Source organism: Variovorax sp. 54, from assembly GCF_002754375.1.
Taxonomy (GTDB): domain Bacteria; phylum Pseudomonadota; class Gammaproteobacteria; order Burkholderiales; family Burkholderiaceae_C; genus Variovorax.
The window spans coordinates 3,309,851-3,330,167 of the sequence record NZ_PEFF01000001.1 but is presented as its reverse complement, the minus strand read 5'-3'; the positions used below and the strand labels follow the sequence as shown (position 1 = coordinate 3,330,167).

18 protein-coding genes are annotated in these 20,317 nt (G+C 68.8%); 13 read left to right on the top strand and 5 right to left on the bottom strand.

Annotated elements, in window-relative coordinates:
• Window positions 1-28 precede the first annotated feature (28 nt).
• Both CLU95_RS15465 and CLU95_RS15460 read right to left on the bottom strand, forming a co-directional pair.
• Window positions 29-739 (bottom strand): Crp/Fnr family transcriptional regulator, encoded by a 711-nt coding sequence (locus CLU95_RS15465; RefSeq protein ID WP_099794358.1) that lies wholly within the window; start codon window positions 737-739, stop codon window positions 29-31.
• Window positions 740-753: 14 nt separating this feature from the next.
• A complete protein-coding gene (locus CLU95_RS15460) occupies window positions 754-1,134 on the bottom strand; it encodes a DUF1090 domain-containing protein (protein ID WP_099794356.1) in 381 nt (126 codons plus the stop codon).
• 154 nt (window positions 1,135-1,288) lie between these two features.
• On the opposite strand from CLU95_RS15460, the gene CLU95_RS15455 reads away from it, so the two are divergent.
• From CLU95_RS15455 to CLU95_RS15435, 5 genes are all read left to right on the top strand, one after another.
• Window positions 1,289-2,209, top strand: coding sequence for a 3-keto-5-aminohexanoate cleavage protein (locus tag CLU95_RS15455; RefSeq protein WP_099794355.1), 921 nt, complete (start codon window positions 1,289-1,291; stop codon window positions 2,207-2,209).
• A 36-nt stretch (window positions 2,210-2,245) separates the two neighbouring features.
• Window positions 2,246-3,451: an ABC transporter substrate-binding protein gene (locus tag CLU95_RS15450; RefSeq protein WP_099794353.1), complete on the top strand. Its 1,206-nt coding sequence runs from the start codon at window positions 2,246-2,248 to the stop codon at window positions 3,449-3,451.
• Window positions 3,448-4,392 (top strand): 3-hydroxyacyl-CoA dehydrogenase NAD-binding domain-containing protein, encoded by a 945-nt coding sequence (locus CLU95_RS15445; protein ID WP_099794351.1) that lies wholly within the window; start codon window positions 3,448-3,450, stop codon window positions 4,390-4,392. The genes CLU95_RS15450 and CLU95_RS15445 overlap by 4 nt, the downstream gene beginning before the upstream one ends.
• A gap of 1 nt (window position 4,393) precedes the next feature.
• Entirely contained in the window at window positions 4,394-6,202 is a 1,809-nt protein-coding gene (locus CLU95_RS15440) for a feruloyl-CoA synthase (RefSeq protein WP_099794349.1), read from the top strand.
• Between the two features lie 84 nt (window positions 6,203-6,286).
• A complete protein-coding gene (locus tag CLU95_RS15435) occupies window positions 6,287-7,072 on the top strand; it encodes a crotonase/enoyl-CoA hydratase family protein (protein WP_099794348.1) in 786 nt (261 codons plus the stop codon).
• A 1-nt stretch (window position 7,073) separates the two neighbouring features.
• On the opposite strand, the gene CLU95_RS15430 is transcribed toward CLU95_RS15435, so the two are convergent.
• Window positions 7,074-8,468, bottom strand: coding sequence for an aminotransferase-like domain-containing protein (locus CLU95_RS15430; RefSeq protein ID WP_099794346.1), 1,395 nt, complete (start codon window positions 8,466-8,468; stop codon window positions 7,074-7,076).
• 137 nt (window positions 8,469-8,605) lie between these two features.
• Between CLU95_RS15430 and CLU95_RS15425 the strand changes: the two genes are divergently transcribed.
• The 3 genes from CLU95_RS15425 to CLU95_RS15415 all read left to right on the top strand — a co-directional run bounded on the left by CLU95_RS15425 (window position 8,606) and on the right by CLU95_RS15415 (window position 11,823).
• On the top strand, window positions 8,606-9,892 hold the full coding sequence (locus tag CLU95_RS15425; RefSeq protein WP_099794344.1) for a hydroxymethylglutaryl-CoA reductase, degradative: 1,287 nt from the start codon (window positions 8,606-8,608) through the stop codon (window positions 9,890-9,892).
• 93 nt (window positions 9,893-9,985) lie between these two features.
• Complete coding sequence (locus CLU95_RS15420) at window positions 9,986-10,438, top strand: hypothetical protein (protein WP_099794342.1); 453 nt, start codon at window positions 9,986-9,988, stop codon at window positions 10,436-10,438.
• A gap of 41 nt (window positions 10,439-10,479) precedes the next feature.
• A complete protein-coding gene (locus CLU95_RS15415; protein ID WP_099797322.1) occupies window positions 10,480-11,823 on the top strand; it encodes a tripartite tricarboxylate transporter permease in 1,344 nt (447 codons plus the stop codon).
• Here CLU95_RS15415 and CLU95_RS15410 read toward each other — a convergent pair.
• On the bottom strand, window positions 11,820-13,157 hold the full coding sequence (locus CLU95_RS15410; protein WP_099794341.1) for a hypothetical protein: 1,338 nt from the start codon (window positions 13,155-13,157) through the stop codon (window positions 11,820-11,822). The two genes, CLU95_RS15415 and CLU95_RS15410, sit on opposite strands and share 4 nt — an antisense overlap.
• A gap of 88 nt (window positions 13,158-13,245) precedes the next feature.
• On the opposite strand from CLU95_RS15410, the gene CLU95_RS15405 reads away from it, so the two are divergent.
• From CLU95_RS15405 to minE, 5 genes are all read left to right on the top strand, one after another.
• Window positions 13,246-13,668, top strand: coding sequence for a hotdog fold thioesterase (locus tag CLU95_RS15405; RefSeq protein ID WP_056574715.1), 423 nt, complete (start codon window positions 13,246-13,248; stop codon window positions 13,666-13,668).
• A 165-nt stretch (window positions 13,669-13,833) separates the two neighbouring features.
• Entirely contained in the window at window positions 13,834-15,117 is a 1,284-nt protein-coding gene (locus CLU95_RS15400; protein ID WP_099794339.1) for a solute carrier family 23 protein, read from the top strand.
• Between the two features lie 223 nt (window positions 15,118-15,340).
• A complete protein-coding gene (minC, locus tag CLU95_RS15395; RefSeq protein WP_099794337.1) occupies window positions 15,341-16,117 on the top strand; it encodes a septum site-determining protein MinC in 777 nt (258 codons plus the stop codon).
• A 68-nt stretch (window positions 16,118-16,185) separates the two neighbouring features.
• Window positions 16,186-17,001 (top strand): septum site-determining protein MinD, encoded by an 816-nt coding sequence (gene minD / locus CLU95_RS15390; protein ID WP_095747381.1) that lies wholly within the window; start codon window positions 16,186-16,188, stop codon window positions 16,999-17,001.
• A gap of 2 nt (window positions 17,002-17,003) precedes the next feature.
• The gene (gene minE, locus CLU95_RS15385) at window positions 17,004-17,276 is read left to right on the top strand and encodes a cell division topological specificity factor MinE (RefSeq protein WP_099794335.1); all 273 of its coding nucleotides are present in this window, start codon (window positions 17,004-17,006) and stop codon (window positions 17,274-17,276) included.
• A gap of 48 nt (window positions 17,277-17,324) precedes the next feature.
• On the opposite strand, the gene CLU95_RS15380 is transcribed toward minE, so the two are convergent.
• Window positions 17,325-20,255 (bottom strand): SEL1-like repeat protein, encoded by a 2,931-nt coding sequence (locus CLU95_RS15380; protein ID WP_099794333.1) that lies wholly within the window; start codon window positions 20,253-20,255, stop codon window positions 17,325-17,327.
• Between the last annotated feature and the right edge of the window lie 62 nt (window positions 20,256-20,317).

Below are 20,317 nucleotides of genomic sequence, written 5' to 3'. Positions count from 1 at the left end.
GAAGGTTCCGCCGTCGTTCGTTTCTGGTTCATTCCTGGATGAAGCGCCGCAGCCCTTCGAGGTCGGTCACGGTGATGCCGCCGTACTCGATGTGCAGGAAGCCTGCCTCCTTCAGCCGGTTGAGCGCCGCATTGCACCGCTGCCGCGACACGCCCGACAAATTCGCGATCTCTTCCTGCGAAGTCTGCAGGTGCGGCTCGCTCCCCGGATGCAGCCACGGGTGGAACAGGCCGGCCAGCGCGCGCGCCACCTGGCTGTCGGCGTCGAGCAGGCGGTGCGCGGCGTAGCTGCCCATGAACCAGTGCAGCCGCTCGTTGATCTGCTGCAGCAGGAAGTGATCGAAGCCGCGCTGCGTGCGGTGCAGCCACTCGAAGGTCTCCAGCGGCAGCTGCGCCACGCGGCTGGGTCGCAGCGCAATGATGTCGGCCGAGCGCGGCACGGCGCGCAGCAGCGTGCCTTCGCCGAACCAGCTGCCCACCGACAGCCCGCCCAGCGTGACCGAGCGGCCGTCGCTGGAGGTGATCGACCACTTGAGCAGCCCTTCGAGCGTGCCGTACCAGTGCAGCGGCGTGTCGCCGCGCCGGCACAGCGCGGCGCCGGCCGCCACCTCGACCTCGCGCATCTCGTCGAGCACGCGCTCGCCCGCGCCCACGTCGAGTAGCGGGAACCAAGCCGAGCCTTGCAGCAGCTGGGCAATGGTCAGGGAGGCTGCGGGAATCGCCGGCTTGGTCGTGGGCATAAGGGCTTTTTTATTTACTGCGCACCCTTGAGCTGTTGCAGCTCGGCCTGAGCCTCGTGCAGTTTTTTCTCGCGGTCGGCGATCTTGCTGGCGCGGCCCTTCTGCTGGGCCTCACGCAGGTCGCGCTCGCGCTCGGCCACCTTGCGCTCCTGACTGCGGATGCGCCGCTGATGCTCGGCCGCCAGCTTGGCGTCGGTGCAGTGGCGGTTCACTTCCGCCAACGCGGTTTCGAGCCCGCGAACCCGCTGCTTCTGGCCCTTGGATTGGGCCATCTCGATGTCGCGGCCGATGGCCTCGCGCTTGGCGTCGCAGGTGGCGGGGCCAGCGGGTTGCGCGGCGGCACCGAGGGTGGTGAACGCGGCTGCGGCGGCCAGCACGAGGGGCAGTAGTTTCATGGCGTGATCCTTGATGCGCGGGACGGCGCAAGCGGCAACTTTAGCGCCTGCGCCGCGTAAACCCTGCCCCCAAATGTCGTCGCGATGACTGAGTGCAAACGCCCCGCAAAAAATAATGACGCGCCCCCACGAAAGACACCAGGAGTTCCCGAGCATGTCGAAGCGCAAAGTGATCGTGACCATCGCCCCCACCGGCGGCATGGCGCACAAGTCGCAGAACCCCCACCTCCCCACCCAGCCCGCCGAGATCGCCGCCGACGTGCTGCGCTGCTGGAACGCCGGCGCCAGCGTGGTGGCCATCCACGCGCGCCGGCCCGACGACGGCGCCACCTGCAACGCCGAGGTGTACCGCGACATCAACAGCCGCATCCGCGCGGCCGGCTGCGACATCGTGCTCAACAACTCCACCGGCGGCGGCGTGCACGGCGACATGGTGAAGCCGCTGGCGGGCGACCGCTGGGAAATTGCGTGGGAAGAACGCATCAAGGGCATGGACGCCGGCGCCGAGATGTGCACGCTCGACGCCACCACGCTCAACCTGAGCTTCGAAGGCAAGCAGATCCTGATGGACACGCCGATCACGCGCGGGCGCGAACTTGCCGCCGGCATGAAGGCGCGCGGCATCAAGCCCGAGTGGGAGGTGTTCAGCCCCACGCACATCCTGCAGGACACGACCACGCTGATCGAGGAAGGCCATGACGACGCGCCCTATTTCATCAACCTGGTGATGAACGTGCACCGCAACTTCCAGAACGCGATGCCGTACTCGCCGCGCAACCTGCAGATGATGGTCGACACGCTGCCCCAGGGCGCCATCTTCGGCGTGAGCGGCATCGGCATGTCGCAGCTCGAAGCCAACGTGGCGGCGCTGCTACTGGGCGGCCATGCGCGCGTGGGGCTGGAAGACAACCTCTACTTCCGCCAGGGCGAGCTGGCCACCAACGTGCAGCTCACCGAGCGCATCGTGCGCGTGATCCGCGAGCTGGACATGGAAGTGGCCACGCCGGCCGAGGCGCGGCAGATCATGGGCCTGCCGCGCGTGGGTGGACCGCGGCCCGAGTTCGCGCTGGGCTGAAGACAGACAACGACAACAACGACAGAGACAACGCACATGAACACTTCCCGCTCCGCCCTGGCCCTCGCACTCGGCGCCCTCTTTGCATCGAGCGCCTTCGCCCAGGTGTCCGACGACACCATCCGCATCGGCTTCATCAGCGACATGTCGGGCATCTACCGCGACTACGACGGCCCGGCCGGCGCCGAGGCGATCCGCATGGCCATTGCCGACATGGGCGGCGCCATCGACGGCAAGAAGATCGAGCTGGTCACGGCCGACCACCAGAACAAGCCCGACATCGCCGCCGCCAAGGCGCGCGAATGGTTCGACGTGACCAAGGTCGACATGCTGATCGGCGGCGTGAACTCGGGTGCCGCCATTGCCATGGCGGGCGTGGCGGCCGACAAGAAGAAGCCGTACTTCGTGGTGGGCTCGGGCGCGTCGAGCCTCACCAACGAGTACTGCTCGCCCTACACCGTGCACTACGCCTACGACACCGTGGCCATGGCGCGCGGCACCGCGAGCGCGGTGGTCAAGGCCGGCGGCAAGAGCTGGTACTTCGTGGCGGCCGACTACGCCTTCGGCGCCGCGCTGCAAAGCGATGCCACCAAGACCGTGCAGGCCAGCGGCGGCACGGTGGCGGGCTCGGTCAAGCACCCACTGGGCGCGAGCGACTTCTCGTCGTTCATGCTGCAGGCGCAAAGCTCGAAGGCGCAGGTGCTGGCCCTGGCCAATGCGGGCGGCGACACGGTGAACGCCATCAAGTCGGCGGCGGAGTTCGGCATCAGCAAGCACATGAAACTCGCCGGCATGATCATCACCATCAACGACGTGCACGCGCTGGGCCTGAAGGCCTCGCAGGGCATGTACCTCACCGACAGCTGGTACTGGAACCAGAGCCCCGAGTCGCGCGCCTGGGCGCGCCGCTTCTTCGACAAGCACAAGCGCATGCCCTCCTCTTTCCACGCCGGCGACTACTCGGCCACGCTGCAGTACCTGCAGGCCGTGAAGGCGGCCGGCAGCGACGACGCCGACAAGGTGATGGCGCAGTTGCGCAAGACCAAATTCAACGACATGTTCGTCAAGGGCGGCTGGCTGCGCGACGACGGCCTCATGGTGCACGACATGCACCTCATGCAGGTGAAGACGCCGGCCGAGTCGAAGGAGCCGTGGGACTATTACAAGGTGATCGAGAACATCCCCGGCGAAGCCGCCTGGACCACCAAGACGGAGAGCCGCTGCGCGCGGTGGAAATCATGAGCCTCCTGGATGTGAAGCGCGTCGCGGTCGTCGGCACCGGTGTGATCGGTGCGAGCTGGGCCGCGTATTTCCTAGCGCACGGGCTCGATGTGAATGCAACCGATCCGTCGCCGGGCGCCGAGGAGCGGCTGCGCGATGCGGTGGCGCAGCACTGGCCGACGCTCGAGCGCTTCGGCCTTGCCGAGGGCGCCTCGGTAGACCGCTTGCGCTTTCACGACAGCCTGGAAGATGCAGTGTCGGTGGCCGACTTCGTGCAGGAGAACGGCCCCGAGCGCATGGATTTCAAGATCGACCTGTTCCGTCGCATGGACGCGGCGGCGCCACCCGAGACCATCCTCGCGTCGAGCTCGTCGGGCCTGGCGATCAGCGGCGTGCAGTCGGGCTGCGTGCACCCGCAGCGCGTGGTGCTGGGGCATCCGTTCAACCCGCCGCACCTGATTCCGCTGGTCGAAGTGATCGGCGGCGAACAGACCTCGGCCGACGCCATCGCACGCACGATGGCGTTCTATGCCGCCATCGGCAAACGGCCGATCCACGTGAAGCGCGAGGTGAAAGGCCACATCGCGAACCGGCTGCAGGCTGCCCTGTGGCGCGAGGCGTTCCACCTCGTCAACGAAGGCGTGGCGAGCGTGGCCGACATCGACACCGCCATCGCGCACGGCCCCGGCCTGCGCTGGGCCGTGATGGGGCCGTTCATGAACCTGCACCTCTCGGGCGGCGCGGGCGGCATCGCGCACCTGCTCGCGCACCTGGGCGGGCCCATCGAAGACTGGTGGAAGGACCTGGGCGCGCCGTCGATGACGGACGCATTGAAGCAGCAGGTGGTGCAAGGCGTGGCCGACGAACTCGGCACACGCCACACCGCCGACCTCGAAGCCGCACGCGACACCCTGCTGTTGAACCTGATTCGCGCCAAGACCGAGACGGAGTCGCTGGATTGACATGACCGACTTTCTTCTCGACGACACGCTGATCGCCCCGCCCCGCACGGTGCGCATCGACTTCGACGACGGCTCGTTCGTGCTGCGCTCGCCGACGACGTTGCAGCCGTATGCGCGCTGCATCGGCGAATGGATCGAACGCTGGGCGCGCGAGACGCCCGATGCGCTGGCGTTTGCCGAGCGCGATGACAGCGGCGAAGGCTGGCGCAAGCTCGACTACCGCGCGCTGCGCGCCGCCGTCGGCGCGGTGGCGCAGGGCCTGCTCGACCTGAACCTGCCGCCGGGCCGGCCGGTCGTGATCCTCTCGGACAACGCCATCGACCACGCCGTGCTGATGCTCGCGGCGATGCACATCGGCCGCACGGCCTGTTCGCTGTCCAGCGCCTACTCGCGCATGGCGAAAGATCCGTCAAGGCTGCACGGCATGCTGCAGGCGCTGCAACCGGCGCTGGTCTATGCGTCCGACGCGAAGGTGTACGGCGCATCGCTCGCCGGCTGCGGCATCGAGGCCGTGACGGTGTTCAGCCGCAACGCCGACACGCATCCGGGCGCGCTGACTTTCGACCAGTTGCTCGACGCGAAGGAAACGCCCGTCGTCATGCAGGCCTTCGCCGCCGTGGGCCCCGACACGCACGCCAAGTACCTGCTGACCTCCGGCTCCACCGGCAAGCCCAAGGTGGTGATCAACACGCACCGCATGCTGTGCGCCAACCAGCAGATGATGGCGCAGACCTGGCGCTTCCTCACGCAGGAGAAGCCGGTGCTGGTCGACTGGCTGCCGTGGAGCCACACCTTCGGCGCGAACCACAACCTGCACATGGTGCTGTGCCATGGCGGCGCGCTCTACATCGACGAAGGCCGGCCTGCGCCGGGTCTCATCGAGAAGACCGTGCGCAACCTGCGCGAGGTGAAACCCACGCTGCTGTTCAACGTGCCGCGCGGCTTCGACATGCTGCTGCCGTTCCTCGAAGCCGACGACGCGCTCGCGACCGAAGTGTTCGCGCGGTTGCGCCTGGCGTTCTACGCGGCCGCAGCGCTCGCGCCTTCGACCTGGCAACGGCTCGAAGCGGTGGCCCGTCGCGTGCGCCCCACGCGCCCGCTGTGGCTCACGACCTCGTGGGGTGCGACCGAGACCTCGCCCGCGATCACCTCGGCGCACTGGCAGCTCGACGGCGCCGGCTGCATCGGCGCGCCGCTGCCGGGGCTGGAACTGAAGTTCGTGCCCAACGGAGAGAAGCTGGAGATGCGCGTCAAGGGCGTCTCGGTGTTCCCCGGCTACCGCGATGCGCCGCGTGAAACCGCCGAGGCCTTCGACGCCGAGGGCTATTACCGCATCGGCGACGCCGGCTTTCTTGCGAACCCCGGCGACCCCGCGCAGGGCGTGATCTTCAACGGCCGCGTGGCAGAAGACTTCAAGCTCTCGACGGGCACCTGGGTGTCGGTGGGCACGCTGCGCGTGAAGCTGGTGTCGCTGCTGGCGCCGCATGTGCAGGACATCGTGCTCACGGGCCACGACCGCGACGCGATCGGCATGCTGGTGTTCGCGAGTCCGCAAGGCGCGGCGCTCGCGCCCGACGCACTGGCCACGCGCATCGCCGAAGTGCTGCGCGCCCTGCGCGACGAAGGCGCGGGCTCGTCGCAATGCCCGGCCTGCGCGCTGGTGCTGGCCGAGCCGCCGAGCCTCGATGCGGGCGAGATCACCGACAAGGGCTACATCAACCAGCGCGCCGTGCTCACGCGGCGTGCCACCGAAGTGGCGCGGTTGCATGCATCGGACGAAGGCGACACGGACGTGATCCGCGCCATCTGAGCGCGGTGGGGTTGGAGAACCCGGGAATGTTTTCTACGATGGCCGGATCGCCCCGCCACCTCAGCTTCCCGGAGAACCCAGCTCATGACCACCCCGCCCTGCGTGACCTTCGACGTGGACGGCCCCGTCTGCACGCTCACGCTGAACCGGCCCGACAAACGCAACGCCGTGGACGGTGTGGTCGCTGCGGCATTGCGCGCAGCCTTCGAGCACTTCGAGGCCGACGACGCGCTGCGCGTGGCCGTGCTGACGGGCGCGGGCGGCCATTTCTGCGCGGGTGCCGACCTGGGCGCGGTCGGCGATCCCGCGCGCCGCAACGAGCTCGACCCCGAGGGCGGCGGCGCCGGCCCGATGGGCCCGACGCGCATGGCGCTGTCCAAGCCGCTGATTGCAGCGGTGAACGGCTACGCGGTCGCGGGCGGACTCGAGCTGGCGTTGCTGGCCGACCTGCGCGTGGCCGACGACGACGCGGTGTTCGGCGTGTTCTGCCGCCGCTGGGGCGTGCCGCTGATCGACGGCGGCACCGTGCGGCTGCCGCGCCTCATCGGCATGGGGCGCGCGCTCGACCTGATCCTCACGGGCCGCCCCGTCGGCGCGGCCGAGGCGCTGGCGATGGGCCTCGTGAATCGCACCACACCGCCGGGCGATGCGCTCGCCGCAGCGCAAGAGTTGGCGCGGCAGATCGCCGCCTTCCCGCAGCAATGCATGCTGGCCGACCGCCGCTCCGCCTTCGAACAGTGGGACCTGCCGCTGGCCGACGCACTGCGCCGCGAAGGCGCGCAGGGCGTGCCGATCGTTGCGGCCGAAGGCGAGGCCGGGGCCGCTCGCTTTGCCAGCGGCGCGGGCCGGCACGGCACCTTCAAGGGCTAGTTCAAGGACTGGATCGCCGCCGCAACGCGGTGCGCAGCGCCTTCGCAAAGCGCGGATCGGCCATGGCGCCGACATTGAAGCGCGACCAGCGCGAGACCTGCGTCGAGTCGACGCTGAAGATGCGCCCCGGCGCCATCACGATCTTGCGCGGCAGCAGCTCCTTCGCGAAGGCCAGCGAGTCGTCCACGCCGGGCAGCGCGGCCCAGATGTAGAGCGACTGCGGGCTGCGCGCGAAGACCTCGGCGTCCACCGTGTCGAACAGTTTCAGCGCGTCGCGCGTGGCCTCGCCCAGCCGCTGCTGCAGCCGCTTGAGGTGCCGCTGGTAGTGGCCCTCGCTCAGGATGACGTCGACGGTGCGCTCGCTGTACTCCGAGCTGCTCACGTGGATCAGCGCCTTCAGGTCGGCGAGGTCGCTCGCCAGGTCGGCACCGCAGGCGATGAAGCCCACGCGCAGCGCAGCCGAGAACGACTTGGAGAAACTGCCGATGTAGATCGTGCGCTCGAGCTGATCGAGCGCCGAGAGCCGTGGCAGTGCGGTCGGCTTGAAGTCGGCCAGCGGATCGTTCTCGACGATCAGCAGGTCGTACTTCTGCGCCAGCTGCAACACGCGGAACGCCTTGGCCGGCGAGATGTCGGAGCCCGTGGGGTTGTGCGCGAGCGATTGCGTGAAGAACAGGCGCGGCCGCTCGGCGATGAGCAACTGCTCGAGCACCTCGAGGTCGGGCCCGTCGGCCAGGCGCGGCACCGCCAGCATCTGCGCGCCCGCGAGCTTGAGCTTGCCGAACAGCGGGTAGTAGCCCGGGTCATCGACCAGCACCTTGCCGCCGGGCGGCACGAAGTAGCGGATGACGATGTCCATCGCCTCGTTGGCGCCGTGCGTGAGCACGATCTGGCGCGGCTCGGCGCCGATGCCGAAGTCGGCCAGCTTGCGCACGAGGTGATCGCGCAATGGCGCATAGCCGAAGCGGCTGCCGTAGCGGAACAGCGCACCGAGCCCCGTGCGCACGACCTTCGGGTGGTACTTGTCCAGGCGCACGTCGGCCAGCCATTCGACGGGCGGAAAGCCGTCGCCCACCGCGACCGCATCGGGCTGGGTCTTGAGCTGCTCGCGCATGAGCCACACGATGTCCATCGCGCGGCCGAGACTGCCGGCGTCTTCCTCCGCCGGCTTGGGCGTGGCCGTGGCCTGCGCAAGCACGTAGTAGCCCGAACCGCGTCGCGGCTCGACGAGGCCGCGCGACACCAGCAGCTCGAAGGCGGCCACGACGGTGTTCTTGGCATAGCCGTGAAGTTGCGCGAGTTCGCGCAACGACGGCAGCTTGTCGCCGGCCTTGTAGGCGCCGCTCGCGATCTGGCGCGCGAGGGTGTCGGCGAGCGAATCGGCGATCGTGGTCATGGGCTTCGACTGTGACACAGCGGGCCGCGCTGGCGCACCACTGTCCGCACTGTCCCGCCAAACTGTGCCTTCCGCGGGCGGTACAGCCGGCCTAAATTGCCTGCTCCCGAATTCACCTTCCGAAGAGACACGCACCGATGGCCGCCGATTCCCGCATTCCCAATTTCCGCGCACTCACGCCCGCCCAACGCCTGGCCCACATCGCACAGGCCGCCTCGCTCACCGACGACGAGGTGGCGCTGCTCGCGCAGCCCGGCGCGCTGAGCGTGGAGCGCGCCAACGGCATGGTCGAGAACGTGATCGGCACCTTCGAGCTGCCGCTGGGCGTGGCCGGCAACTTCACCGTGAACGGACGCGACTACCTCGTGCCGATGGCGGTCGAAGAGCCCTCGGTGGTCGCCGCCGCCTCGTTCATGGCCAAGCTGGCGCGCGAAGGCGGCGGCTTCGAGGCCTCGAGCACCGGGCCGCTGATGCGTGCCCAGGTGCAGGTGATCGGCATCACCGACCCGTACGGCGCGCGGCTCGCGTTGCTGCGTGCGCGCGACGAAATCCTGGCCGTGGCGAACAGCCGCGACAAGGTGCTGATCGGCCTGGGCGGCGGCTGCCGCGACATCGAAGTGCATGTGTTCGGCGACACGCCGCGCGGCGCGATGGTGGTGATGCACCTCATCGTCGACGTGCGCGACGCGATGGGCGCGAACACCGTCAACACCATGGCCGAGGCGGTGTCGCCGCTGGTCGAGAAGCTCACAGGCGGCACGGTGCGCCTTCGCATCCTGTCGAACCTGGCGGACCTGCGGCTGGCGCGTGCGCGCGTGCGGCTCGCACCCTCTGTGCTGGCCACGCGCGAGCGCAGCGGCGAAGAAGTGGTCGAGGGCGTGATCGACGCCTACACCTTCGCGGCCATCGACCCCTACCGCGCGGCGACGCACAACAAGGGGATCATGAACGGCATCGACCCGGTGATCGTCGCGACCGGCAACGACTGGCGCGCGGTCGAAGCCGGCGCGCATGCGTATGCCTGCCGCAGCGGGCGCTACACATCGCTCACCACGTGGGAGAAAGACACGACGGGCGCGCTGGTCGGCACCATCGAGATGCCGATGCCCGTGGGCCTCGTCGGCGGCGCCACGAAGACGCACCCGCTCGCGCGGCTCGCACTGAAGATCCTCGACGTGAAGTCGGCACAGGAACTCGGCGAGGTCGCCGTGGCCGTGGGCCTCGCGCAGAACCTCGGCGCCTTGCGCGCACTTGCCACCGAAGGCATCCAGCGCGGCCATATGGCGCTGCACGCCCGCAACATCGCGCTCGTCGCAGGGGCGACCGGCGACGAGATCGATCACATCGCCAAGCAGATGGCGGCGGAGCACGACGTGCGCACCGACCGCGCCGTGGCCCTGCTCGACGCACTGCGCAAAAAGTAAGCAACGCGGGAACATCCCGCACCACGGTCCGCGGCCGACACCGCGGCGGCTGCGCACGCGGCTGTCACACAACCTCAGACGGAGACAACTCGAATGAACGCAGACAGTGCAACGCCCGCCCGCTGGCGGCTGGTGGAGATATGGGGCGACACGGCCGACCTGGGTCACCTCGCGTGGTCGATCGTGATCGGCGTCGCGGTGAGCCTCACGGGCTACCTCGTCGCGAGCCGCGTGCTCGCGAGCGTCGTGAGTACGCCTGAACTGGCGCGCGCCTACGCGATGCTCGCAGGCCTCGGCGGCTGCGTCGTCTCGGGGCTGATCTGCGCCAAGCTCTTCGCGCCGAAGCGCGAGGTGGTCGAGGGCACCGACCCCGATCCGCGCTGGCGCGAAGAAGTGCTGGCCGAACTGGCCGGCGAGCACGGCGACCTGGGCTCGGTGGACGACCTGCCGCCGTCGGTGGTGCGCGAGATGAAGGAGCTGGAAATCTACGACCTGTTCGCCTCGTACAAGCCCCGCGCTCGCACTGTCGAAGGAGCCGCCTCGTGATCGACGCCGCCCTGTTCAACCAGATCCTCGTCGCCACCGGCATGGGCCTCGTGGGCGCCATCGTGTTCGCGGCCATCGGCCTCGTGTCGGGCACCGACGAAACCACCACGCTCGCGCCGCTCACGCTGCTGGTGGTGCTGCTCGGCGTGCCGCCCGAAGGCGTGTTCACCTTCTTCCTGGCCGCGGCCGTGGCCAAGCACATGACGCATGCGGTGCCGACCGCGCTGCTCGGCATTCCGGGCGACACCATGGCCACGCCGCTGCTGCAGGACGCCAACGTGCTGCGCAACCTGGGCGTGCCGCACATCGCGCTGCGCAAGATGGTGTCGGGCGCGATCATCGCGGCCTTTCTCGCGGTGCCGCTGGCCGTGCTTTTCGCGGTGCTGCTCGCGCCCTACGGCGCGGCCATCACCAAGGCGGCGCCGTGGATCTTCGTGGTGGCGGCCGTGGCCATTGCCTACTTCTCGAGCGGGCGCTGGGCCTCGGTCGCCACGCTGGTGCCCTTCGTGATGGTGATCGTGGCGCTGCAGGCGCTCACGGGCAAGTACGGCGTGAAGCTCAGCATCAGCTACTTCCTGGGCATTGCGATCGGGCCGCTGGTGGCCGACTTGTTCTCGGTGATCTCGCCCGCCGCGCGTGCGCGCATGAAGCGCGACAAGGTCCGCACCTTCTCGCTCGCGCCGGACGTGAAGGGCTGGACGGGCTACTTCCCGAACCCGTTCAAGGTGCTCGACCGCGCGCAGGTGAAGTGGACCGTTGCCACCGCCGCGATCTCCAGCGCCACCTTCGTGTTCAGCCCGGTCGCGATGACGGTGGTGCTGGGCGAGCTGGTCGGCTCGCGCATCAAGCACGCGTACCACCGGCTCACGACCACGCTGGCCGCGCGCAACGGCGTGACCGAGGCCACCTACATCGCCGAAGCATTGATTCCACTGATCGCCATTGGGCTGCCGCTGAGCCCCGTGGCTGCGGGCCCGGCCGCGCCGCTCTTCAATGCACCGCCGGTCTTCACCATCGATTCGGCAACCGGGCAGACCCACAACCTGCACAACCTGCTGAACCACTGGGAGTTCCTCGGCTACGGCATGCTGGCGGTGGTGCTCGCTGCGTTGGTGGCCTACCCGTTCACGATGAACTTCGCGCGCCGCGCGGCGCTGTTCGTGTCGCGCAAGGTGAGCCACGAAGCCATCATCGCGACCTTCGTCGGGTTGATCGTGGTGATCAGCGTGTGGGAAGGACAGCTGCTCGGGCTGCTGGTGATCCTGACGATGGGCCTGTTGGGCGGGCTGCTGTCGCGTGCGATCGGGTTCAACACGGGCGTGCAGTTCATGGGGTACTACACGGCGGTGTTGACGGTGCCGGCGGTGATCAAGGCGTTTGCCTAGGGCTTGGACTTCGGCGCGGACTTGGCGGGCACCGGCTTCTTCTTGTCCCCGCCGAACAGCTTCTCGACCTGCTGCCCCACACGCGCCCCGATGGCCGTGCCCACGCCCGGCAGCACCGCGCTGCCGACTGCCGCGCCCGCGAGCGCGCCGCCGGTCATCGACACCTCGGGCTCGGCCACGCTGCCGCCGATCTTGAGCGGCACGCCGACGACGCCATCGACGAGGTCCACCGCGATCTCGCCCGACATCTGGCGGTTGAGCAGCCGCAGGTTGCCGCTGGCCGTGAGCACGCCCGAGCGCGCCTTGAGGTTCGTGTAGCGCATCACGATGCCGTCTTCGGTGCCCTGCGTGTCCAGCGTGCCCGTGAGTTCGTCCAGCGGCGTGGTGCCGCCGCGGCTGATGCCGGCGGTGGTCACGGCCTTGGCGATGTCCAGCTTGGTGAGCGTGGCGGGTTGCACCGAAAAGGTGGTGCGGGTGTGCAGGCTGCGCATCAGCGCGCCCAGGTCCTGCGCCTTGCCGGCTTCGGCCATGAGCGTGGAATGCCCGCTGACCTTGCCGGCCACCGAGGTGCGCCGGCCGAAGGCCTGCACCAGCCCCTCGATGTCGATCTGGTGCGGGTCGAGTTCGGCCGACAGGCGCAGCGCGCCGCCGGGCAGCGTCTCGAAACGCGAGACACCGTTCCACGTGCCGCCCCCCACGTCGATGCGGGTGCGCCAGCGGTCCTGGCCGGCCTCGCGGTCCAGGCGCAGGCGGGCGAGTGGCGTCACGCCCGCGCGCTCCACGCGGGCCTGGCGCGGACGCCACTGTGCGTCGAAGGCGATCTCGCCGTCGTAGGCGAGCGCGATGTCGCGCCGGTCGATCCAGACCACGTCGCGCCAGCGCAGCCGTTCCAGCGGGACGGGCGCCAGCGTCCAGGGCGCGGGCAGCGCGACGAGGTCGCCGCCCTCCTGCGGCTTGGGGCCCTTGCCGCGGAAGGCGCGCACCGATTCGCGCGGCAGCACGAGGCTTTCGATCTCGAGTGCGTCCACGGCAATCACGCGGTGCAGCAGCTGCGAGAGCTGCAGCTGCACCGTGACGCGGCGCAGGGTGACGGGGCGCGGCTGGTCGGTGGCGATGTCCGAGAGCACGAGCACGGGGGTGGGCAGCAAGGCCCAGTGGGCGCCGCCGACCTTCAGGCCGACGCCGAAGCGCTGCGCGAAGGCCTCGGAGATCCGGGCCGCCACCTCGTCGTCGCTCGGCAGCCGCGAGCTCACGAACGCCACCAGCGCGCCGATGCCCAGCAGCAGCACCGCCGCCGAGCCCAGGAGCCACCGCCGCACCGGAGAAAAGGTCATCGGGCCAAGGTAGCACGCAAAGGCGACTGCGGTTGTCAGCCGTCGTCGCTATAGTGCCCTCGCACCCCTGTATCTCGGAGACTCCCGCATGCGTATCTGGAAGAAAGACATCTCGGTCGAATCGCTGACCGCCAACCACGTGGGCACGGCCGTGGCCGCCCTGGGCATCGAATTCCTGGAGGTGGGCGACGACTTCATCCGCGCCCGCGTGCCGGTGGACGAGCGCACCCGCCAGCCCTACGGCATCCTGCACGGCGGCGTGTCGGTGGTGCTGGCCGAGACGCTGGGCTCCTGCGGCGCGCACTACTCGGCCCCCGAGGGCGACCGCGCCGTGGGCCTGGACATCAACGCCAACCACATCCGCTCGGCCACCAGCGGCTGGGTCATCGGCACGGCGCGCCCGGTGCACCGCGGGCGCACCACGCAGGTCTGGCAGATCGACCTGACGAACGAGGCGGGCGAGCTGACCTGCGTCTCGCGCATCACCATGGCGGTGCTGCAGCCGCGCTGAGCGCGGGCGCCCCCTTCGGGCGCTTTTCTTCTCCTCGTTTTCTTTCTCCCGCTGGTACGCCTCTTGCGGGTGGAACCCGTGTTCAGCACGGGGTGGATCGACCACAATCTCGCCCCAGGGAGCGCGTCGACCCCCCACACACACCAACCGAGGAGAAGAAAACACATGTTCAACTGGACTGAAAAGCCGGTGTCCACACTGGCCAATGGCGCGGTCATCGCGCCCGACGAGCGGCTGCCCTGGCTGCAGACCGGCGCGATGGGCATCCAGCACGTGATCGCCATGTTCGGCGCCACGGTGCTGGCGCCGATCCTGATGGGCTTCAACCCCAACATCGCGATCCTGATGAGCGGCATCGGCACGCTCATCTTCTACTTCGTGACCGGCGGCAAGGTTCCCAGCTACCTGGGCTCGAGCTTCGCCTTCATCGGCGTGGTGATCGCGGCCAGCGGCTATGCGGGCAAGGGGCCCAACGCCAACATCGCGGTGGCGCTGGGCGGCATCGTGGCCTGCGGGGTGGTGTACATCCTGATCGGGGCCATCGTGCAGGCCGTGGGCACGGGCTGGATCGAGCGCTTCATGCCGCCCGTGGTCACGGGCGCCGTGGTGGCGGTCATCGGGCTGAACCTGGCCCGCATTCCCATCAAGGACATGGCGCCCACCAACTTCGATTCGTGGATGCAGGCCGTGACCTTCCTGTGCGTGGGCCTGGTGGCGGTGTTCACGCGCGGCATGGTGCAGCGCCTGTTGATCCTCATCGGCCTGATCCTGGCGACGCTGGTCTACGCGGCGCTCACCAACGGCATGGGCCTGGGCAAACCGGTCGACCTGAGCGGCATCGCCAATGCGGCCTGGGTCGGCCTGCCGACCTTCACGGCGCCGGTGTTCACGGCCAACGCGATGCTGCTGATTGCGCCTGTGGCGATCATCCTGGTGGCGGAAAACCTCGGCCACCTGAAGGCGGTGACGGCCATGACGGGCCGCAACCTCGACCCGTACATGGGCCGCGCCTTCATCGGCGACGGCATTGCCACGGTCATCAGCGGTTCCGCGGGCGGCACGGGCGTGACCACCTACGCCGAGAACATCGGCGTGATGGCGGCCACGCGCATCTACTCGACGGCGGTGTTCGTGGTGGCGGCGCTGATTGCGCTGGTGCTGGGCTTCAGCCCCAAGTTCGGCGCGCTGATCCAGGCGATTCCGCTGCCGGTGATGGGCGGCGTGAGCATCGTGGTGTTCGGCCTGATCGCCATTGCCGGCGCCAAGATCTGGGTCGACAACAAGGTCGACTTCTCGCAGAACAAGAACCTGATCGTGGCCGCGATCACGCTGATCATCGGCACCGGCGACTTCACGCTGAAGTTCGGCGACTTCGCCCTCGGCGGCATCGGAACCGCCACTTTCGGCGCCATCATCCTCTACGCCCTGCTGGGCAAAACAAAGAACTAACCCCCAGGCTTGCCCACTTCGTGTGGCCTCCAACCCCCTTGCAGGGGGCGATACCAGCGGCCCGGCAAAGCCGGTTCCGCGGTATCCCTGGAAGTGCAGCAAGATGAAACCTCGTGCAATAAGTGTTGTGCAGGGTCAGTGAACACGACACCAGCCATCGGGCTTTGGCCGGCGCCCGTTAGACTCCAACGCTTTTCGCACCGACGTTCACACACGTTTTCCAATGGCCGATGTTTCCGCCGCTCGTACCAAGGCGGTTTTCGAATTCAAGAGCGCCACACTGCCGCTGATCGCAGTGATCCTCAAGACAGCCGACCTCGACGTGCTGGCCGAGGCGCTCGACGCCCAGTTGGCGGATTCGCCCGACTTCTTCGAGCAGGAGCCGGTGGTGATCGACCTCTCGATGCTGCAGGAACTGGCGGCCGAGGCCGACACTCCTGCCCCCGAGATCGACTTTGCCGCCCTGCGCAGCCTGCTGGCGCGCCACCAGACCCAGCCGATCGCCGTGCGCGGCGGCAGCCCCGAGCAGCATGCCGCGGCGCGTGAAGCCGGCCTGTCGGTGGCCGCCATGCCCTCGGCGCCCGCGCCCCGCCCGCCGGCCCCGCCCGCCGAGGCGCCTGCGGCTTCGGAGGCCCCGCAGATCGTGCGCGAGCTGCCGGTGCCGGCCAACGGCACGCTGCTGATCGACAAGCCGCTGCGCTCGGGCCAGCAGATCTATGCGCGTGGCGGCGACGTGGTGGTGACGGCCATCGTGAGCTTCGGCGCCGAAGTCATCGCCGACGGCAACGTGCATGTGTACGCGCCGCTGCGCGGCAAGGCCATTGCGGGCGCGCGCGGGAACACCGAGGCGCGGATCTTCTCGACCTGCATGGAAGCGCAGCTGGTGGCCATTGCCGGCATCTATCGCACGAACGAAGTGCCGCTGCCCGAGCCCGTGCTGGGCAAGCCCGCCCAGGTGCGCCTGGACGGCAAAAAAATAGCGATCGACGCGATTCCCTGATGAAAAACCAGGAACGCGGCAGCGCTGAGCATCAATCGACAACTGAATCGAAACAAGAAGGAATGGCGATGGCCAAAATTGTGGTGGTGACCTCGGGCAAGGGCGGCGTCGGCAAGACGACCACGAGCGCCAGCTTCGCGTCGGGCCTTGCGCTCGCCGGCAAGAAGACGGCCGTGATCGACTTCGACGTGGGCCTGCGCAACCTCGACCTGATCATGGGCTGCGAACGCCGTGTGGTGTACGACCTGATCAACGTGATCCAGGGCGAGGCCAACCTGAGCCAGGCGCTCATCAAGGACAAGCAGTGCGACAACCTGTTCGTGCTGGCCGCCTCGCAAACGCGCGACAAGGAAGCCCTGTCGCAGGAAGGCGTCGAGAAAATCCTGAACGACCTGTCGGCCATGGAGTTCGACTACATCATCTGCGACTCGCCCGCGGGCATCGAGACCGGCGCCATGATGGCGATGCACTTCGCCGACGAGGCGCTGATCGTCACCAACCCCGAAGTCTCTTCGGTGCGCGACTCGGACCGCATCCTGGGCATGCTCAGCAGCAAGACCAAGCGCGCCAAGGACGGCGGCGAGCCCATCAAGGAACACCTGCTGATCACGCGCTACAACCCGAACCGGGTGGCCGGCGGCCAGATGCTCTCGCTGGAAGACATCCAGGACATCCTGCGCATCAAGCTGATCGGCGTGATCCCGGAGTCGGAAAGCGTGCTGCACGCCTCCAACCAGGGCGTGCCTGCCATCCACGACAAGGACACCGACGTGGCCCAGGCGTACAGCGACGTGGTCGCGCGCTTCCTTGGCGAAGACAAGCCGATGCGCTTTGTCGACGCCGAGAAGCCCGGCTTCTTCAAACGGATCTTCGGGAGCAAGTAGGCATGTCGTTTCTTTCGTTCCTGCTTGGTGAGAAGAAGAAGACTGCGAGCGTCGCCAAGGAGCGCCTGCAGATCATCCTCGCTCACGAGCGCTCCAGCCTCAGCGGCAAGAAGCGCCCCGATTACCTGCCCGAGCTCCAGCGCGAGCTGGTGGCGGTGATTTCCAAGTACGTGTCGATCAACGCCGACGACATCAAGGTGCACCTGGAAACCCAGGACAACCTTGAAGTGCTGGACATCAAGATCGAACTGCCCGATCCGATTCCGGCGCGCTGAGCGCCAGAACTCGCAACCGCCCTGGGAGCCCAGGGCGGACCTGCTTGCTCACTCCGGTTGATCCGGGGCCGCAGCGGGCAGCGCCTCCAGCCGCTGCGTCCACTCACGGGCCTTGTCCTCGTCGAAGAGCGGGCTGTCGGGGTCACCGTAGAACGTCTGCGCCAGAACCTCCGTGCAGGCACGCTGGCTCTCCAGGTTCTCTTCGCAGTCATCGAGCGCGGCGCCGGTGAGCAGCCAGCGCTCGGCGGCTGCCGCGTCTTCCGGCGCGCCCTGGCCCTGAAAGCGCATCCAGCCCAGCTCGTAGCAGGCCCAGCCCTGCTGGCGCTGGGTGCTGTCTTCCGCCACCTTCTGCATCGCGTAGAGGGCCTCGGCATACATGACGTTCACTTCCGCTTCTGCGTGGTCCTGTTCGGCCAGCGCCCCTGCGTGCCGGCACAGCGTGCGGCCGAGCTGCATCGTGGCGCTGGTGTCGCCGGCTTCATGGCCGCGGCGGAAGTAGCCGATTGCGCGCGCCAGGCCGGGCTCCCCGGGTTCGCCGAGCTTGCGGGCCAGCCCCAGGTTGTAGAGCGCCATCGTGTTGTTCTTCTCGGCGGCCCGCTCGTAATGCCGCACGCCGCCTTCCAGGTCGCGCTCGCCCCCCTCGCCTTCGCACAGCATGTAGCCGAGCTGGGCCTGCGTGGCGGCGTCGTCCTCGCCGCCATGGGCGATGGCGTGCAGCAGCCACGCACGCCCCAGGGGGGCGTCGGCGCCGAGGCCCGCCTTGTCCCAGCGCAGCATCACCGAGAGCTCGCGCATGGCCACGGGCAGGCCCTCGGGTGACGCGGTTGCGGGGGCGTCGCCGGGTTCGCGCACACCGGCGGCGCGCGCCATCCAGCGCAGGGCCTCGCGCGGGTCGGCCTCGACACCTTCGCCGTCGCGCAGGTGGCAGGCCAGCTCGTAGGCGGCCCGCAGGTCGCCGGCGGCATGGCGCGCGGCCATGTGCTCGGTGTGCGCCTGCTCGCGGCCGTCGGCGTGCAGCCAGACGTACAGGCCGGTGTCGTTGCGCACGGCCTTCACCGGCTCGCCCGCGCTCCAGCGCTTGCACAGGTCCGAGCGGACCACCGTGGACATCCAGCCGTCAGCGACGGACACCGCGGCGCTGATCCACGGATAGGCCTGCGGGTGCAGCACGGCGCCATCGGCGCGCAGCACGCCCACGGCGAGTTGCCCCTTCTCGACCTTCGCGCTGCGCGGCACCGGATCGGCGACCAGCCAGCCGATGTCCTGCGTGCCCCAGGCCAGCGGCTGGAGCGTGCGGTGCCGGCACGGCACCAGCTCTCGGCCGGCGGCCACGTCGTAGATGCCGCGCAGCCACGGCGCGTTCTTCGCCGTGCGCCCGCCCTTGGACGCCACGCGCACCAGGTCGCGCCGGACCATGGCGTGCGCGCGCTCCTCGCCGGTCAGTGGCTCCAGGGTCTCGAAGCGGCCGTAGTCGAAGGGCACGAGCACGCGGCCCTGCCCGTCGATCAGGCCGCACAGGCCGTCGGCGCGTTCCACGGCGAAGCGCTTCGGCCGGGCCGGAGCGCCGCGCTCGTTCGACGGATCGTTGTCTTCGCTCGTCAGGCTTTCGATCGGGTATTCCTCGAGCAGGTCGACCTGTTCGTAGACCGGCTCGATCACGACACGGCCTTGCGCATCGAGCAGCCCGCTCTTGCCGTCGCGCGTGGCTTCGAAGCCCTCCCAGTCGTGGCGCCACTGGATGTTTTCGAAATCCGGTGGCACGGCCCAGTCGCCGTCCGCGCGCACCAGCCCCCAGCCGCCCTCGTCGGCGCGCGCGGGGGCGAGGCCGAAAGGCGTGAAGTCTTCGGCTTCTTCGAACCGGGGCGCGATGACCCATTGGCCCTGCAGGTCGACGTACCCGATGCGCTCGCCCACGCGGGCGCGCACGCGGCCTTCGACAAAGCTCCAGACCTCGTCGACCGAGGGCGGGAGCAGCCAGCTGCCGTCGGTGCGCAGCAGGCCGACGTGGTCGCCGACCAGGGCCGTGGCGATGTCGTCCTCGAATGCCCAGACCTCGTCGAGCTGCGGTTCGAGCAGCACGCGCGGCGCTTCGGCGTCGGCGAGCAGCAGGCCTGATTGCTCGCCCTGCGAGATCCAGAGCAGGCGCGGATCGTCGGCGCCGGCGTAGCGGATGTCGTCCCACGCGGGCTCGACCACGGGGGTGCGATGGCTGGCGCCCTCGTCGTCGTGCACCAGGCGCATCACGCCCCAGCGGCCGTCGACCTCGAAGCGCCAGAGGTCGCCGCCCAGGTGGTTGTCGTAGTCGGGGCGTTCGTCGTCGTCCTCGTCTTCTTCGGGCTCGAAGTCGGCAAAGCGCTCGTCGCGCGGCTCTTCGTAGCCGTCGAAGTACGGATGCGACAGGCTGCCGAAGCCGAACTGCCAGGCCCAGGCCTCCCAGTCTGCGAAACGCTTGATGCCCAGCGCCGCATCCACGCCCGGGTGGTTGCCGCTGTCGATGCAGCGGCGCACCTCGGCCCACAGTTCATTGCACTCGCGGCGGTTGCGTTCGATGAAGCCCTCGCCTTCCGTGTCTCCGTCCAGCCAGGACAGTTCGTCGAGGTTGGCGGAGAAGCGCGGCGCGCTGTCGTCCGGCGTGTCGTCGATCAGTTCCGCCAGGTGCAGTGCCACGGCTTCGAACTGCAACGCGATCTGCGGCAGCGTGTGCAGCATCGGGTGCCGTTCGACAAAGGCGTGCAGCTGCCGGATGCGTGCGAGCGCGGCGTGCGCGTCGCTGGCGAGGTTGTCGGTGCCCGCGTCGCCGAAGACGCGCTGGTGGTCGATGGCGTCGCCGGCCGCGCCATCGGCCAGCAGGAGCTGCCAGAGCACGGGGAAGTTGTTGTTGGCTTCGGCGATTTCATCGGCCGAAGTTTCTTCGGTGTCAGCGCCTTCGTCGGCGCCGGAAAGAGAGTGTTCGAGATAGAGCCAGGAACGATTGCCCATGTGTGGTCGGTGCGTGTGTCGTCCATGGCGAAGGCCATGGGAGGCGCCCAGTTTAGAGGCGC

What these genes read in the sequence shown, in the direction of transcription:
- CLU95_RS15465 (WP_099794358.1), bottom strand. Translation starts at nt 739, where the DNA reads ATGCCCACGACCAAGCCGGCGATTCCCGCAGCCTCCCTGACCATTGCC.
- CLU95_RS15400 (WP_099794339.1), top strand. Translation starts at nt 13,834, where the DNA reads ATGTTCAACTGGACTGAAAAGCCGGTGTCCACACTGGCCAATGGCGCG.
- CLU95_RS15460 (WP_099794356.1), bottom strand. Translation starts at nt 1,134, where the DNA reads ATGAAACTACTGCCCCTCGTGCTGGCCGCCGCAGCCGCGTTCACCACC.
- CLU95_RS15445 (WP_099794351.1), top strand. Translation starts at nt 3,448, where the DNA reads ATGAGCCTCCTGGATGTGAAGCGCGTCGCGGTCGTCGGCACCGGTGTG.
- CLU95_RS15440 (WP_099794349.1), top strand. Translation starts at nt 4,394, where the DNA reads ATGACCGACTTTCTTCTCGACGACACGCTGATCGCCCCGCCCCGCACG.
- CLU95_RS15435 (WP_099794348.1), top strand. Translation starts at nt 6,287, where the DNA reads ATGACCACCCCGCCCTGCGTGACCTTCGACGTGGACGGCCCCGTCTGC.
- CLU95_RS15410 (WP_099794341.1), bottom strand. Translation starts at nt 13,157, where the DNA reads ATGACCTTTTCTCCGGTGCGGCGGTGGCTCCTGGGCTCGGCGGCGGTG.
- CLU95_RS15420 (WP_099794342.1), top strand. Translation starts at nt 9,986, where the DNA reads ATGAACGCAGACAGTGCAACGCCCGCCCGCTGGCGGCTGGTGGAGATA.
- CLU95_RS15425 (WP_099794344.1), top strand. Translation starts at nt 8,606, where the DNA reads ATGGCCGCCGATTCCCGCATTCCCAATTTCCGCGCACTCACGCCCGCC.
- CLU95_RS15415 (WP_099797322.1), top strand. Translation starts at nt 10,480, where the DNA reads ATGGGCCTCGTGGGCGCCATCGTGTTCGCGGCCATCGGCCTCGTGTCG.
- CLU95_RS15455 (WP_099794355.1), top strand. Translation starts at nt 1,289, where the DNA reads ATGTCGAAGCGCAAAGTGATCGTGACCATCGCCCCCACCGGCGGCATG.
- minC (WP_099794337.1), top strand. Translation starts at nt 15,341, where the DNA reads ATGGCCGATGTTTCCGCCGCTCGTACCAAGGCGGTTTTCGAATTCAAG.
- CLU95_RS15405 (WP_056574715.1), top strand. Translation starts at nt 13,246, where the DNA reads ATGCGTATCTGGAAGAAAGACATCTCGGTCGAATCGCTGACCGCCAAC.
- CLU95_RS15430 (WP_099794346.1), bottom strand. Translation starts at nt 8,468, where the DNA reads ATGACCACGATCGCCGATTCGCTCGCCGACACCCTCGCGCGCCAGATC.
- minE (WP_099794335.1), top strand. Translation starts at nt 17,004, where the DNA reads ATGTCGTTTCTTTCGTTCCTGCTTGGTGAGAAGAAGAAGACTGCGAGC.
- minD (WP_095747381.1), top strand. Translation starts at nt 16,186, where the DNA reads ATGGCCAAAATTGTGGTGGTGACCTCGGGCAAGGGCGGCGTCGGCAAG.
- CLU95_RS15450 (WP_099794353.1), top strand. Translation starts at nt 2,246, where the DNA reads ATGAACACTTCCCGCTCCGCCCTGGCCCTCGCACTCGGCGCCCTCTTT.
- CLU95_RS15380 (WP_099794333.1), bottom strand. Translation starts at nt 20,255, where the DNA reads ATGGGCAATCGTTCCTGGCTCTATCTCGAACACTCTCTTTCCGGCGCC.